Here is a 16,615-nt window from a genome sequence, read left to right as displayed (position 1 = left end):
CGCGGCCGCCCCGGAACGACGTCGTGACGGGGTCAGGCCCGGCGCCGGCGAAGGGTGTCGAGCGCGAACGAGCCGGGGCCCAGCGTCGCGATCAGCAGGAACGTCCAGCAGAACATCGCGGCCGGCTCGCCGTGGTTCTGGATCGGCAGCAGGCCGCCGGGCTGGTGCACGGTGAAGTACGCGAACGCCATCGCGCCCGAGCACAGCAGCGCCGCCGGCCGGGTGGCCAGGCCGATCGCCACCAGGGCGCCACCGAACAGCGCGATCACCCCCGCGTACCAGCTCGGCCATGCGCCGAACGCGGCCGTGTGCTCGCGACCGAACACGCCGAAGAGCGAATCGGCGCCGTGGCAGGCGTACAGGAAACCAACCACGGCGCGCGCCGCCGACAGCACCGCCCCGCTCAGCCGCGCCGGGCTCGTCGGGATGGTGGCGGTGTGCTCGCCGGGCGGGGCCGGAGTGCTCGGTCTCGTCGTGGTAACCGTCAGTTCGGCCATCTTCGATCCTCTCCATTCGGGCGTGGGAGCTGCCCGCGCGGAACGGTTGCGGGGGCAGGAAAATGCGAAGGGTCTATTTGTCCGGTACCGAAGCTAAGGTGCGCGGCGACCGCCGGTCAAAGGGCCGGCGTTGGCACCTTGTTGTGGTCGCTAGTTGCCACCGCCACAAGCGCCCGAAGCCGTTGACACGGGCGCGGCCGGTGAAGATGCTCTGCTCAGCGGAACGGAATTTCGCCAGGCGGAAACCGAACCGCGAATTCCCCGGAATCAGGATGCCCGGTAATTGACGCCCACGCGGCGTCGTGCGGGCGTTTACCAGTGCTGAGGTGGGCATTGATGGTTGGTGAGACGAGTCAGCCGATCGCCATCGTCGGCATGTCCTGCCGGCTGCCGCAGGCAGGCGACCCGGACGCGTTCTGGGCGTTGCTGCGCGACGGGGTGGACGCGGTCACCGAGGCGCCCGAGGACCGCTGGCCCGCGGGCGCCGCGCCGGAGTACCGCCGCGGCGGCTTCGTCTCCGACGTGGCCGCCTTCGACGCCGGCTTCTTCGGGATCTCCCCGAACGAGGCCGCGGTCATGGACCCGCAGCAGCGGCTGGCGCTCGAGCTGTCCTGGGAGGCCCTGGAGAACGCCCGCATCGTCCCGGCGGCCCTGCGCGACACGGCAGCGGGCGTGTTCGTCGGCGCCATCTCCTACGACTACGCGGCCCTGCAGGACCGGCTCGGCGCCGGCGGTGCCAGCCAGCACGCATACACCGGCGCCAACCGCGCCATGATCGCCAACCGGGTCTCCTACTTCCTCGGCCTGCGCGGGCCCAGCTTCACCCTCGACGCCGGCCAGTCCTCCTCGCTCGTCGCCGTGCAGCTGGCGTGCGAGAGCCTGCGGTCCGGCCAGGTCGAGCTCGCGCTCGCGGGCGGGGTGAACCTCAACCTGCTCGCCGAGACCACCACCGCCATCGGCCGGTTCGGCGCGCTGTCCCGAAGCGGCCGCTGCCACGTGTTCGACAGCCGCGCCGACGGCTACGTCCGCGGCGAGGGCGGCGCGCTGGTCGTGCTCAAGCCGCTCGCCGCCGCGCAGCGCGACGGCGACCCCGTGCACGGCGTCATCCTCGGCGGCGCGGTCAACAACGACGGCGGCGGCGAGGGCCTGACCGCACCGAGCGAGCGTGCGCAGGCGGAGGTCATCCGGCTGGCGTGCGAGCGGGCCGGCGTCGAGCCGGCCGAGGTCGGCTACGTCGAGCTGCACGGCACCGGCACGCGCGTCGGCGACCCGGTCGAGGCCGCCGCGCTCGGCACCGCGCTCGGCACCGGCCGCGCGGCGAACGAGCCGCTGCTCGTCGGCTCGGTGAAGACCAACATCGGCCACCTCGAAGGTGCCGCCGGCATCGCGGGCCTGCTGAAGACCGTGCTCAGCATCAAGCACGGCGCGGTCCCGGCGAGCCTGCACCACGAAACCCCGAACCCCGGCATCCCGCTCGACGAGCTGCGCCTGCGAGTCGTCCGCGACACCCGCCCGTGGCCGGACGGCCCGCGGCTCGCCGGCGTCAGCTCGTTCGGCATGGGCGGCACCAACTGCCACCTCGTGCTGGGCGCCGCACCGGGGACCGGCGAGCCGGAACCGGCCGAGCGCGGCGCGGACCTGCCCTGGGTTCTCTCGGCGCGCTCGGCCGCCGCGCTGCACGTGCAGGCCGCGCGGCTGCGGGACACCGCCGCCGCGGCCAGAGCCGGCGACGTCGCGCTGTCGTTGTTACGCAGCCGGGCCGAGTTCGAGCACCGCGCGGTGGTTCTCGGCCCGGACCGCATCGGCGGCCTGGAGTCGCTCGCCGCCGGCACGCCCGGCCCGCAGGTGGTCACCGGCATCGGCACGACCGGGCGGTGCGCGTTCGTCTTCCCCGGCCAGGGCTCCCAGTGGCCGGAGATGGCCCGCGCGCTGCTCGAGCGCTCGCCCGTGTTCGCCGCCCGGATCGCCGACTGCGCCACCGCGCTCGAACCGTTCGCCGACTACTCGCTGACCGACGTGCTGACCGGCGCGCCCGGCGCCCCCGGCTTCGACCGCGTCGACGTCGTCCAGCCCGCGCTGTGGGCGGTCATGGTCTCGCTCGCGGCGGTCTGGCAGGCGCACGGCGTGCGGCCGGACCTCGTCATCGGCCATTCACAGGGCGAGATCGCCGCGGCCACCGCGATCGGCGCGCTGTCTATTGAGGACGGTGCGCGGGTGGTGGCGTTGCGCAGCCGCGCCATCGCCGGGATCGCCGGCAGCGGCGGCATGATGTCGATAGCCGCCGCCCTGGCCGACGTCGAGCCCGCACTGGCGGGCCGGCCGGTCACGGTTGCGGCCGTCAACGGGCCCGGCTCGGTCGTCGTCTCGGGGGAGCAAAGCGCGCTGGCCGGGCTGCGTGACGAGCTCGTCGCCGCCGGCACCCGGGCCAAGATCATCCCCGTCGACTACGCGTCGCACTCCGCCGAGGTCGAGCGGCTGCGCGACGAGCTGCTCGACGCGCTCGCCCCGGTGCGCCCGCGCGGCACGGGAACCGAGTTCGTCTCCACGCTCACCGGCGAGCCGATCGATACCGCCGGCCTCGACGCGGACTACTGGTACCGCAGCCTGCGCGAGCGCGTGCGGTTCGCCGACGCCACGCGGCGCGCGCTGGCGCTCGGCTGCGGCCTGTTCGTCGAGGCGAGCCCGCATCCCGTCCTGGTCGCCGCCGTGGAGCAGACCGTCGAGGAGGCCGAGCGCGACGCCACGGTCGTCGGCACCCTGCGCCGCGACGACGGCGGCGCGGACCGGTTCGCCCACTCGCTCGCCGAGGCCTACGTCGCCGGCGCGACCGTCGACTGGTCCGGCGGCACGGGCCTGCCCGCCACCCGGCTGATCGACCTGCCCACGTACCCGTTCCAGCGCGAACGCCACTGGCTCGACGCCACCCCGGCCGCCCGGCCCGTCGCGCGGCTCGATGCCGCCCCGGCCGCCGCCGCGACCCCCGCCGCGGCCCCCGCCGCCACCCCCGTCCGGTCCCGCCGCGAGCTGCGCGAGCTGGTGCTGCGCACGGTCGCCGACGTGCTCGGCTACTCCGACGGCCAGGCCGTGCCCGCCACCCGGACCTTCAAGGACCTGGGCGTCGACTCGGTCACCGCGGTCGAGCTGCGCAACCGCCTGCGCGCCGCGACCGGCCTGCGCCCGGCCACCGGCCTCCTGTTCGACCACCCGACCGTCGAGGCGGTCGTCGACCACCTGCACACGCTGGCCGGTGGCACCGCGCCAGGCCCGGACCGGCGCGGCACCACCAGCACGGCTGAGGAAGACGACCCGATCGTCATCGTCGGCATGGGCTGCCGGTACCCGGGCGACGTGCGCTCGCCGGAGGACCTGTGGCAGCTGGTGTCCGAGGGCGCCGAGGCGGTCGCCGGCTTCCCGGCCAACCGCGGCTGGGACCTCGACACGCTGTTCGCCACCGGCGAGGACCGGTCCGGCACCAGCGACACCCGCGTCGGCGGCTTCCTGTACGACGCCGACGAGTTCGACGCCGCGTTCTTCGGCATCAGCCCGCGCGAGGCCACCGCGATGGACCCGCAGCAGCGGCTGCTGCTGGAGATCTGCTGGGAGACCGTCGAGCGCGCCGGCCTCGACCACGACGCGCTGCGCGGCAGCCGCACGGGCGTGTTCGTCGGCGCGATGGCGCCGGACTACGGGCCCCGGCTGCACCAGCCGACCGGCGCCGTCGACGGCCACCTGCTCACCGGCACCGCGCTGAGCGTCGCGTCCGGACGGATCGCCTACACGCTCGGCCTGCAGGGCCCCGCGCTCACCGTCGACACCGCGTGCTCGTCCTCGCTCGTGGCGATCCACCTCGCGATGCAGGCGCTGCGCCGTGGCGAGTGCGACCTCGCGCTGGCCGGCGGTGCGACGGTGATGGCCACACCCGGCATGTTCGTCGAGTTCAGCCGCCAGGGCGGGCTCGCGGTCGACGGCCGCTGCAAGGCGTTCGCCGCGGCCGCGGACGGCACCGGCTGGGCCGAGGGCGCCGGCATGGTGCTGCTGGAGCGGCTGTCCGCCGCGCGCCGCGACGGGCACCCGGTGCTCGCGGTGCTGCGCGGCGCGGCGGTCAACCAGGACGGCCGCAGCAACGGCATGACCGCGCCCAACGGACCGTCCCAGGAGCGGGTGATCACCGACGCGCTCGCCGACGCCGGGCTCGCCGCGTCCGATGTGGACGCCGTCGAGGCGCACGGCACCGGCACCACGCTCGGCGACCCGATCGAGGCGCACGCCCTGCTCGCGACCTACGGCGCCGGCCGGAGCGCGGACCGTCCACTGTGGCTCGGCTCGCTCAAGTCCAACCTCGGCCACACGCAGGCCGCGGCCGGCGTCGGCGGCGTGATCAAGATGGTCAAGGCGCTGGAGCACGGCGTGCTGCCGCGCACGCTGCACGTCGACGAGCCGACCCCGCACGTGGACTGGGCGGACGGCACCGTCCGGCTGCTGACCGAACCCGTCGAGCCGGCCGCCGACCGGCCGCTGCGTGCCGCGGTGTCCAGCTTCGGCATCAGCGGCACCAACGCGCACCTGATCCTCGAGCAGGCCCCGCAAGCCGGACAGCCGGCGGCCGACGCGCCACTGGTGTGGGTGCTGTCCGCGCGGACCGGCACCGCCCTGCGCACGCTGGCCGCGCGGCTGCACGACTTCGCCACCACCGCGCCGGACGCCGACCTGGCCGCCGCGAGCCACGCGCTCGCCCGCCGCACCGCGCTGACCCACCGCGCGGTGGTCGTCACCGGCGACCGCGCGGAGCTGGCGGCCGCCCTGGCGGCGCTGGCCGAGGGCATCGCGCATCCGGCCATTGTGGACGGTGTGGCCGGCGCCGACGTGCGGCCCGTGTTCCTCTTCCCCGGCCAGGGCTCGCAGTGGGCCGGCATGGCCGTGGAGCTGCTCGACGAGGACCCGGTGTTCGCCGCCGAGCTCCGCCGCTGCGGCGACGCGCTCGCCGAGTTCACCGGCTGGTCGGTCGAGGACGTGCTGCGGGGCGCCGACGGCGCGCCGGAGCCGGCCGGCTCGGAAGTGATCCAGCCCGTGCTGTTCGCCGTGATGGCGTCGCTCGCCGCGGTGTGGCGGTCGTTCGGCGTCGAGCCGGCCGCGGTGGTCGGGCACTCCCAGGGCGAGATCACCGCCGCGTGCATCGGCGGCGCGCTGTCCGTCGAGCAGGCCGCGCGGATCGTCGCGCTGCGCAGCCAGGCACTGATGCCGCTGACCGGAACCGGCGGGATGGCCGTGGTCGCCGCGGCGGCCGACCGCGTCCGCGAGCTGATCGCCCAGTGGCCGGACCGCCTGTGGGTGGCGATCGAGAGCAGCCCGTTCAGCACGGTCGTGGCGGGCGAGATCGGCGCGCTCGACGAGTTCGCCGAGTCCTGCGGCGAGGCCGTGCGCATCCGGCGGATCCCCATCGACTACGCCGCCCACACGCCCCACCTCGAGCCGCTGCGCGAGGAGATCCTGGCCACGCTGGGCGAGGTCCCGCCGCGGCACACCGACATCCCGTTCTGCTCCGCGCTCGAGGGCGGGTTCGTCGAGCCCGCCGAGCTGACCACCGACTACTGGGTCCGCGGCGTGCGCTACCCCGTGCTGTTCGAGCAGGCCGTCCGCGCGTTCGCCGGCTCGTTCACCGGCTCGTTCGCCGGCACTGGTACACCGCTGTTCATCGAGTCCAGCCCGCACCCGGTGCTGACCGGCCACGTGCAGGACACCCTGCGCGCGGCGGGCATCGACGGCGACGCGATCGGCTCGATCCGCCGCGGCGACGGCGGGCGCCGGCGCCTGCTCACCGCGGCCGCCGAGGCGTACGTGGCGGGCGTGCCGGTCGACTGGCCGGCCGCGCTGGGCACCGCGGGCGCGACCGCCGGGTACCGGCCGCCGGCCGGCCTGCCCACGTATCCGTTCGAGCGCAGCCGCTTCTGGCTCGACGGCTCGACCGCGGGCCAGGGCATCGCGGCGGGCGGCCTGACCGCCTCCCGCCACCCGCTGCTCGGCGCCGTCGTCCCGGTCGCCGGCGACGGCCTGACCAGCGGCTACCTCGTCACCGGCCGGCTGTCCCGGTCGGCCATGCCGTGGCTCGCCGACCACGCCGTGGACGGCACCGTGCTGCTGCCCGGCACCGCGTTCGTCGAGCTGGCCCTGGAGGCGGGCGTCGTCGCGGGCTGCGACCGGATCGCCGACCTCACGCTGGAGGCGCCGGTGATCCTGCCGGAGACCGGCGGCGTCGACGTCCAGCTGACGGTCGGCGGCGCGGACGGCGGTCCGGACGGCGCTGGGCGGCGCCCCCTCACGCTCTACACGCGCGAACCCGACGCGGACGGCTGGACCCGGCACGCCACCGGCACGCTCGCGACCGCGGCCTCCGCCCCGGCCGACGAGCTCACCGCGTGGCCGCCCGCGGACGCGGTCGAGATCGACCTGGCCGGTGCGTACGAGCAGCTGGCCGACTGCGGTTACGACTACGGCCCGGCCTTCCAGGGCATGACCGGCGCGTGGCGGGTGGGCGGGGACATCGGCGGGGACATCGGCGGGGACATCGGCGGGGACACCGGCGGGGACACCGGCGGGGACACCTGCGTCGAGGTCCTGCTCCCGGAGCACGTGCGCGGCGACGCGACCGGGTTCACGCTGCATCCCGCCCTGCTCGACGCCGCACTGCACCCGCTGGTGCTCGACGGCGTCGTGCACGGCTCCGTGCACGGGGAGGACGGCACGCTGCTGCTGCCCTTCTCCTGGCAGGGCGTGCAGGTGAGCGCGGTCGGCGCGGAGACGCTGCGCGTGCGCGTAACCCGCATCGCGGACGACCGCGTCTCGCTCGCCTGCTACGACGGTGCGGGCCGCCGGGTCGCCGCGATCGACGAGCTGACCCTGCGGCGCGTGCCACGCCGGGGCAACCGGACCACGCCCCGGTCCGGCGCTCGATCCGGCGCTCGATCCGGTGCCATGGCATACGCGCTGACGTGGACCGGGCTCGCTCCGTCCGAAGTGGACCTCGCCGGGCAGCGGGTCGCCGTGGTCGGCTACGACGAGTCGGCCGACGAGCTGGCCACCGCGCTGGCGGGGGCCGGCGTGGACGCCGGCGTGTTCTACGACCTCGCCTCGCTCGCCGAGACGACCGCGGGCGACGTGCCGGCCACCGTGCTCGTGACCCACCGGCCGGACGCGCTGCCGGGCGACCTGCCCTACTCGGTGCGCGAGGGCCTGTACGGCGCGCTGGACCTGATCCAGGGCTGGGTCGGTGACGAGCGCTTCGCCGGCAGCCGGCTGGTGTTCGTCACCGGCGGCGTGTTCGCGGAGCCCGGCAGCGACATCGGCAGCGGCAGCGGCACCGACGCCGGCAGCGACACCGGCAGCGACACCGACGCCGTGGTCGCCGCCCCGCTGTGGGGCCTGGTGCGTTCGGCGCAGTCCGAGCACCCCGGCCGGTTCGCGATAGCGGACGTGTCCGGCGAGCCGCCGCGCTGGGACCTCGTGGCCGCTACCGCGCTGGCCGGCGAGACGCAGTTCGCGGTGCGCGGCGGTGACGTCCTGGTCCCGAGGCTCACCCGCATCGAGACGGCGGACACCGAGCCGGCCGAAGTGGACGGCACGGTCCTGGTGACCGGCGGCACCGGCGGCCTGGGCGCGCTCGTCGCCCGGCGGCTCGTGGCGAGCCACGGCGTGCGGCACCTGGTGCTGACCTCGCGCCGCGGCCCGGACGCGCCGGGCGCGGCCGAGCTGGTGTCCGAACTGGAGGGTCTGGGCGCCACGGTGACCGTGGCCGCCTGCGACGTCACCGACCGCCGCGCGCTGGCCGCGGTCGTCTCCGCCATCGGCGCGGACGCCCCGCTCACCGGCGTCGTGCACACGGCCGGCAGCACCGACGACGCCACCGTCGAAGGGCTCACCGCGCACGGCCTCGACGCCGTGCTCGCGCCCAAGGTGGACGGCGCGTGGCACCTGCACGAGCTGACCGCCGGCCTGCCGCTGTCGATGTTCGTGCTGTTCTCCTCGGTGGCCGGCGTGGCCGGCAACCCGGGCCAGGGCAACTACGCGGCGGCCAACGTCTTCCTCGACCAGCTCGCCGCCCACCGGCGCCGGCAGGGCAAGCCCGCCGTGTCGGTGGCGTGGGGCCTGTGGGAGGTCGGCACCGGCATCACCGGCGTGCTGTCCGAGGCGGAGGTCGCTCGGCTGAACCGGTTCGGCATCGCGCCGCTGAGCGTCGAGGCGGGGCTGGCGCTGTTCGACCACGCGGTGTCCATGTCACGGTCCACACCGGACTCGTTGCTCGTGGCGGCCAAGTGGGACGCCACCGGACTGCGGGAGCGGGCCGAGGCCGGCTCCCTGCCCGAGGTGCTGCGCGGGCTCGTGCGCGGCACCCGCCGCGTAGCGGCCGCGGCCACCCCCGCCGCGGCGGCCCTCGCCACATCCGCAGCGGCAACCCCGGCGAGCCCCGGCGGGCTCACCGAACGGCTCGCGACGATGGCCGAGGGCGACGCGCGCAAGTTCCTCGTGGACCTGGTGCGCACGCACGTGGCCGCGGTGCTGGCACACGCCGGCGCGGCATCGGTCGACGTGGACCGGGCGTTCACCGAGCTCGGCTTCGACTCGCTGACCGCGGTCGAGCTCCGCAACCGGCTCGACGCCGAGACCGGCCTGCGGCTGCCGACCACGCTCGCCTTCGACCACCCGACCGTCACCGCGCTCGCCGGGCACCTGTACCGCGAGCTGGCCCCGGCCGCACCGTCCCCCGAGGACATGCTGCGCGCCGCGCTGGACCAGATCCACGGCGTGCTGCCCGACCGCGACGAGGCCACCCGGACCAAGCTCGTCGCGATCCTGCACAGCACCCTCGACCGGCTCGGCACGGGTGCCAAGGCGAGCACCGACACGTTCGAGGCGGACGCCGTCCTGGAGAAGGTCAGCTCGGCTTCGGACGAGGAGATCTTCGCGATCATCGACAAGCAGCTCTGACCCCCGAATTCCTTGCTCCGCAAGAAAGGCAAGACAATGGCGACCGAGGACAAACTGCGCGACTACCTCAAGCGCGTGACCATTGACCTCACCGATGCCCGGCGGCGGCTGGCCGACCTGGAGCAGGGCCGCCACGAGCCCATCGCCGTCGTCGGCATGGGGTGCCGCTTCCCGGGCGGGGTCACCAGCCCGGAGGAGCTGTGGCGGCTGGTCGCCGACCGCGGCGACGCGATCGGCGACTTCCCGGCCGACCGCGGCTGGGACGTCGAGGGCATCTACGACCCGGACCCGGACGCCGTCGGCAAGACCTACACGCGCAGGGCGGGATTCCTCTACGACGCGGGCGAGTTCGACGCGGCGTTCTTCGAGATGAGCCCGCGCAGCGCGCTCGCCACCGACCCGCAGCACCGGCTGTTCCTGGAGACCACCTGGGAGGCGCTGGAGCGCGCCGGGATCGACCCGCGCACGCTGGCCGACAGCCGTACCGGCGTCTTCGCCGGCATCATGCACAACGACTACGCCATGCGCTTCAACGGCGCCACGCCCGACGGGCTCGAGGGCGTCATCCTCGTGTCCAACGCGCCGAGTGTCCTGTCCGGACGCGTCTCCTACACGCTCGGCCTGGCCGGCCCGTCGATCAGCCTCGACACCGCGTGCTCCTCCTCGCTGGTGGCCATCCACCTCGCCGCGCAGGCGCTGCGCAACGGCGAGTGCACGCTCGCGCTGGCCGGTGCCACCACGGTCATGGCGACGACCGACCCGTACGTCGACTTCTGCCGCCAGCGCGCGCTGTCCGCGGACGGGCACTGCCGGGCGTTCTCCGCGGACGCGTCCGGTGCGGCCTGGTCGGAGGGCGTGGGCGTGCTGGTGCTGGAGAAGCTGTCCGACGCGCGGCGCAACGGCCGGCACATCCTCGCGGTGGTACGCGGTTCCGCGGTGAACCAGGACGGCCGCAGCAACGGCATGACCGCGCCCAACGGGCCGGCCCAGGAGCGGGTCATCCAGCAGGCGCTCGCCGACGCGGGGCTGGACATCCGGGACGTCGACGCCGTCGAGGCGCACGGCACCGGAACCCGGCTCGGCGACCCGATCGAGGCGCAGGCGCTGATCGCCACGTACGGCCAGGGCCGCCCGGCCGACGAGCCGCTGTGGCTCGGCTCGATCAAGTCCAACATCGGGCACACGCAGGCCACCGCCGGCATCGCCGGCGTGATCAAGATGGTGCACGCGATGCGCAACGGCGTGCTGCCGCCGACCCTGCACGCGGACGTGCCCTCCCCGCACGTCGACTGGTCGGCCGGGTCCGTCGCGCTGCTGACCGAGACGCAGGAGTGGGCCCGCCGCGGGCACCCGCGCCGGTGCGGCATCTCCTCGTTCGGCATCAGCGGCACCAACGCCCACCTCATCCTCGAGGAGACGCCCGAGGACCCGAGCCCACTCGTGGACGCCCCGGCCGCGACCGTGACCGACCACAGTGGACCGGTGGCGTGGGTGGTCAGCGCCCGCAACGCCACCTCGCTGCGCGGCCAGCTGACCCGCCTGCGCGAGTTCGCCGCGAGCCGGCCGGACCTGCGCGCGGTCGACGTGGCGCAGGCCCTCGTCACCGCCCGGCCGTACTGGAAGCAGCGGGCCGTCGTGCTCGGCGGCGACCGGGACCGGCTGCTCGCGAACATCGAGGCGCACCTTCGCGGCGAGCAGGCCGACGTCGTCACCGGCACCGCCCGGGACAAGGCGACCGTCGCGATGCTGTTCACCGGGCAGGGCGGCCAGCGGGTCGGCATGGGCCGGGACCTCTACCTCGCCTACCCGGCCTTCGCCGACGCGTTCGACGAGGTGTGCGCGGCTCTCGACGAGTACCTCGACCGCCCGCTGCGCGAGGTCGTCTGGGCCCGGCCGGACACGCCCGAGGCCATGCTCCTGGACAAGACGTACTACACCCAGCCGGCCCTGTTCGCCTTCGAGGTGGCGGCGTTCCGGTTGCTGGAGTCGCTCGGCGTCGAGCCCGACCACGTGGCCGGCCACTCGATCGGCGAGTTCGCCGCCGCCCACGTCGCCGGCGTGTGGTCGCTGCCCGACGCCGCCCGGCTGATCACCGCGCGCGCCCGGCTGATGCAGGCGATCACCGAGGCGGGCGCCATGGTCGCGATCGAGGCCACCCCGGACGAGGTCGCCGCAACGCTGGAGGGCCGCGAGCGGGTCGGCATCGGCGCGATCAACGGGCCCACCGCGGTCGTCGTGTCCGGTGCCGAGGCGGCGTGCCTCGCGGTGGCCGAGCACTGGTCGGCGCAGGGCCGCCGCACCCGCCGGTTACCGGTCAGCCACGCGTTCCACTCCGCGCTGATGGAGCCGATGCTCGACGAGTTCGCCGCCGAGCTGGACCGCGTGACATTCGAGACGCCGACGATCTCCTTCGCCACCAACCTGTCCGGGGCGGACCCGTCCGGCGACGACCTGACGTGGACCGCGCCGGCGTACTGGGTCGAGCAGATCCGCCGGACCGTGCGGTTCCACGACACCGTCGCCGAGCTGGAGTCCCGCGGGGTCGACACCTACCTCGAGGTCGGGCCCAACGCGGTGCTCGCCGGCATGGCGCACCACTGCGTCACCGCGCCGGACGTGTCGGTGCTGTCGCTGTACCGCAAGCAGCTGACCGAGTCGCACGCCGTCCTGACCTGCCTCGCGCAGGCGTGTGCCGCCGGCGTGCCCGTCGGCTGGTCCGCGCTGTTCGAGACCGGCGCGGACATCGCCCCGGTCGCCGCGGCCCTGCCCACCTACGCGTTCGACAAGGAGCACTACTGGCTGCCGCCGCGCGCGGACAGCACCGATCCCGCGTCCGTCGGCCAGCGCGGCATGGCCCATCCGCTGCTCGGCGCGATGGTCGAGCTGGGCGACTCCGGCGGGGTCGTGCTCACCGGCCGGATCACGCTCGCCGCGTTGCCGTGGCTCGCCGACCACATGGTGTCCGGCTCGGTCGTCGTGCCCGGCACCGCGGTGCTGGACGCCGTGCTCGAGGCGGGGGCTCAGACGGGCTGCGAGGTCGTCGAGGAGCTCATGTTCGAGGCACCGCTCGTGCTGCCCGCGGACGGCGAGCTGTTCCTCGAGGTCGTGGTCGACGGCGGGGCGGACGCCCGCGCGGTGCGGGTGTACGCCCGGACCGGCGAGGCCGACTGGACGCGTTGCGCGTCCGGCGTCCTCACCCGGGGCGGCGACGGCCCGGCGTGCGACTGGGCCACGGCCTGGCCGCCGACCGGATCCTCCACTGTGGACATCGAGGGCGGGCTCGACGCCGGGTACGACGCGCTGCTCGACCGCGGCTACGAGTACGGCCCGGCGTTCCGCGGGGTGACCGGCGTGTGGCGGCGCGGTGACGACGAGCTGTTCGCGGAGATCATCGCGCCGGAGGGCCTGGACCTGTCCGGTTTCGGCATCCATCCGGCCGTGCTCGACGCCGCCTTCCACGCGATGGTCCTGACCGCCGACTCGGACGAGCTGCGGCTGCCGTTCGTCTTCCGCGGCGCGCGGCTCGCCGCGTCCGGTGCGTCGGTGCTGCGGGTGCGGCTCGCCACCGTGACCTCGTCCGGCGGCGACGAGGTCACGGTCGCGGCCGCCGACGGGCGCGGCCACCTCGTGTGCGGCATCGACTCGGTGCGCGTGCGCACGATCTCGGCGCAGTCCCTGGCCGGTGCGGGTGACTCCGGCCCGGTCTCGCACGGCGTGGACTGGGTGCCGGTCACCGCGCCCGCCGCCGCGGACGTGTCCGGCTGGGTCTCGGTCGGCTCGGCCGTGCCCGGGCTGACCGGGTACGGCGACCTGACGGCGTTGCTGGCCGCGCTGGAGGCGGGCGAGGCGCCGCCGGAGTGCCTGGTGGTGCCGTGCGCCGCCGGGACGGGCGACGTCCCGGCGGCGGCACGCGAGCTCGCCGGTGCGGTGCTCGAGGTCCTGCAGGCCTGCGTGAGCGACGCGCGGCTCGACCGGTGCCGGGTGGTGTTCGCGACCCGCGGGGCCGCCGGCCCGGCGGCCGGTACCGACGTGGCGGGTGCGGCGGTGTGGGGTCTGGTGCGCTCGGCGCAGTCGGAGCACCCGGGCCGGTTCGTGCTCGCGGACGTGCCGGACGGCTTCGACGGCTGGGCCACGCTCGCCGCCGCCTCGGCCGACGAGCCGCAGCTCGTGGTCACCGACGACGGCTTGCACGCCCCGCGGCTCGCCCGCCGAACCGGCGAACCGACCAGGTCCGATGTGGACACGGCGGACACGGTGCACACAGTGGATGGGGTGGACACGGCGGGCACGGTGCTGGTGACCGGCGGCACCGGTGGCCTGGGCCGCCTGGTGGCCCGGCGGCTGGTCACCGGACACGGCGTGCGCAGCCTGGTGCTGGTGTCGCGCCGGGGCGCGGGCGCGCCGGGTGCGGCGGCGCTGGTGTCCGAACTGGAGGGTTTGGGCGCGGCGGTCACGGTGGCCGCGTGCGACGTGGCCGACCGCTCGGCGCTGGCCGAGGTCATCGCCGCGATCCCGGCGGACGCGCCGCTGACCGGTGTCGTGCACACCGCCGGCGTCCTCGACGACGCGACGATCGACGGCCTGTCCGCCGAGCGCATCGACACGGTGTGCACGCCCAAGGTGGACGCCGCCTGGCACCTGCACGAGCTCACCGCGGACAAGCCGCTCACGACGTTCGTGCTGTTCTCCTCGCTCGCCGGCGTGCTCGGCAACCCCGGGCAGGGCAACTACGCGGCGGCGAACGCCACGCTGGACGGCCTTGCCGCGCACCGCCGCGAGCGCGGGCTGCCCGCGGTCTCCGTCGCATGGGGACTGTGGGACACCGAGTCCGGCATGACCGGCACGCTCTCCGACGCGGAGATCGTGCGGCTGCGCCGCTCCGGCGTCGCCCCGCTCGCGATCGAGCACGGCCTCGACCTGTTCGACGCGGCGTTCGGCAGCGGGTTCGGCGGCGGGCTCGGCACGGCCGATCCCGTGGTCGTCGCGTCCAACTGGGACAGTGCCGGGCTGCGGTCGCGGGCCGAGGGCGGCGTGCTGCCGCCGCTGCTGCGCGGCCTGGTGCGCACCCCGCGCCGCGCCGCGAGCGCGGGTGGTGGTGGCGGGGACTCCTCGGGCGCGCTGGTGGCCCGGCTCGCCACGCTGGCCGAGACGGAGGCCCGCGGCATGCTGGTGGACCTGGTCCGCTCGCACGTCGCCGCCGTGCTGGCCCACCCGAACCCGGAGTCGGTCGACGTGGACCGCGCGTTCACCGAGCTCGGCTTCGACTCGCTCGCCGCCGTGGAGCTGCGCAACCGGCTCGACGCGGAGACCGGCCTGCGGCTGCCGGCGACGCTGGCGTTCGACCACCCGACGGTGGCCGCGCTCGGCGAGTTCCTGCGCCAGACACTGGCGCCGGCCGCACCGTCCCCGGAAGACACCCTGCGGGGCGCGCTCGACCAGCTCGAACAGCTGCTCGACCAGCACGACGAGGCAACCAGGGCCGGGCTGATCGCGATCCTCAACAGCACCGTCGCCCGGTTCGGCAACGGATCGGCGGCCGCGGACGCCGTCGGGGAGAAGCTCGACTCCGCGACGGACGACGAGATCTTCGACTTCATCGACAACCAGCTCTGAGCGACGAGCTCCGGCATCCCCCACCCACCGAGGAAAGGTTCGGCATGGCGACCGAGGAAGAACTGCGCAACTACCTCAAGCGCGCGACCGCCGACCTGACCGACACCCGTCGTCGTTTAGCGGAGACCGAGAGCCGGCTGACCGGCGTGACGGAAGCCCGGCACGAGCCGATCGCGATCGTGGGCGTCGGCTGCCGCTACCCGGGCGGGGTCCAGAGCCCCGAGCAGCTGTGGGAGCTCGTCACCGAGCGGCGTGACGTGATCGGCGAGTTCCCCACCGACCGCGGCTGGGACCTCGACGCCCTGTACGACCCCGATCCGGAGGCTCGCGGCACGACCTACACGCGCAACGGCGGGTTCCTCTACGACGCGGCGGACTTCGACGCCGAGGTGTTCGGCATGAGCCCCGGCCAGGCGCTCGCGACCGACCCGCAGCACCGGCTGTTCCTGGAGACCTGCTGGGAGGCGTTCGAGCGGGCCGGGATCGACCCGATGTCCTTGCGTGGCGCGCGCACCGGCGTCTTCGCCGGCGTCATGTTCGACTTCTACTGCACGCGGTTCCTCGGCCGGGTCCCGGAGGAGGTCGAGGGCTCGCTGTACACGTCGAGCCTGCCGAGCATCCTGTCCGGCCGGGTGTCCTACACGTTCGGCCTCGAGGGGCCGGCGGTCACCGTCGACACGGCCTGCTCGTCCTCCCTGGTGGCGATCCACCTCGCGGTGCAGGCGCTGCGCGGCGGCGAGTGCTCGCTCGCGCTCGCCGGCGGCACGACCGTGATGGCCTCGCCGGACACGTTCGTGGAGTTCGCCCGCCAGCGCGCGATCTCCCCGGACGGGCGGTGCAAGGCGTTCTCCGACACGGCCGACGGCGTCTCCTGGTCCGAGGGCGTCGGCGTGCTGCTGCTCGAGCGGCTGTCCGACGCGCAGCGCAACGGCCGGCGGATCCTCGCCGTCGTGCGGGGTTCCGCGGTGAACCAGGACGGCCGCAGCAACGGCATGGCGGCGCCCAACGGTCCGTCCCAGGAGCGGGTGATCTGGCAGGCGCTGGCCGACGCCCGGCTCGACGCCGACGACGTCGACGCCGTCGAGGCGCACGGCACCGGCACCAGGCTCGGCGACCCGATCGAGGCGCAGGCGCTGCTCAACACCTACGGCCGCGAGCGCACGTCGAGCACCCCGCTGTGGCTGGGCTCGATCAAGTCGAACATGGGCCACACGCAGGCGGCGGCCGGCGTGGCGGGCGTCATCAAGATGGTCATGGCGATGCGCAACGGCGCGCTGCCGCCGACGCTGCACATCGACGGACTCAACCCGCACGTCGACTGGGCCGGTGCGATCGCCCCGCTGACCGGTACCGAGCCCACGCCGTGGCCCGAGGCCGGCCGCCCGGCGCGTGCCGCGGTCTCCAGCTTCGGGGTCAGCGGCACCAACGCGCACGTGATCCTGGAGCAGGCACCCGAAGCCGAGGCCGCCGAGGACGCAGCCGGGGACGCTGCGCCGGACGGCGGCCCGCTGGTGTGGGTCATGTCC

Annotated in this window: 3 protein-coding genes and 1 pseudogene; 3 read left to right on the top strand and 1 reads right to left on the bottom strand. The window is 75.0% G+C overall.

Features of this window, described 5'->3' with window-relative positions:
- Positions 1-32 precede the first annotated feature (32 nt).
- Positions 33-497 carry a DoxX family protein gene (locus VH969_RS09460; RefSeq protein ID WP_331973284.1) on the bottom strand — a complete coding sequence of 155 codons (465 nt, stop codon included), beginning with the start codon at positions 495-497 and terminating at the stop codon, positions 33-35.
- A gap of 336 nt (positions 498-833) precedes the next feature.
- Here VH969_RS09460 and VH969_RS09455 point away from each other — a divergent pair, with 336 nt between their 5' ends.
- The 3 genes and pseudogenes from VH969_RS09455 to VH969_RS09445 all read left to right on the top strand — a co-directional run.
- Positions 834-9,476: a type I polyketide synthase gene (locus VH969_RS09455; RefSeq protein WP_331973283.1), complete on the top strand. Its 8,643-nt coding sequence runs from the start codon at positions 834-836 to the stop codon at positions 9,474-9,476.
- A gap of 36 nt (positions 9,477-9,512) precedes the next feature.
- Positions 9,513-15,089 (top strand): annotated as a pseudogene (locus VH969_RS09450) (type I polyketide synthase); the annotation flags it as partial.
- Between the two features lie 44 nt (positions 15,090-15,133).
- The coding region (locus VH969_RS09445) for a type I polyketide synthase (protein ID WP_331973281.1) at positions 15,134-16,615 on the top strand (1,482 nt) is incomplete at its 3' end.

Origin of the sequence: Actinophytocola sp. (assembly GCF_036555685.1) — a bacterium.
Taxonomy (GTDB): Bacteria; Actinomycetota; Actinomycetes; order Mycobacteriales; family Pseudonocardiaceae; genus Actinophytocola.
This window is presented reverse-complemented; position numbering and strand designations above follow the sequence as displayed.

Coding starts and splice junctions, on each gene's coding strand:
- VH969_RS09455 (WP_331973283.1), top strand. CDS start 834: ATGGTTGGTGAGACGAGTCAGCCGATCGCCATCGTCGGCATGTCCTGC.
- VH969_RS09460 (WP_331973284.1), bottom strand. CDS start 497: ATGGCCGAACTGACGGTTACCACGACGAGACCGAGCACTCCGGCCCCG.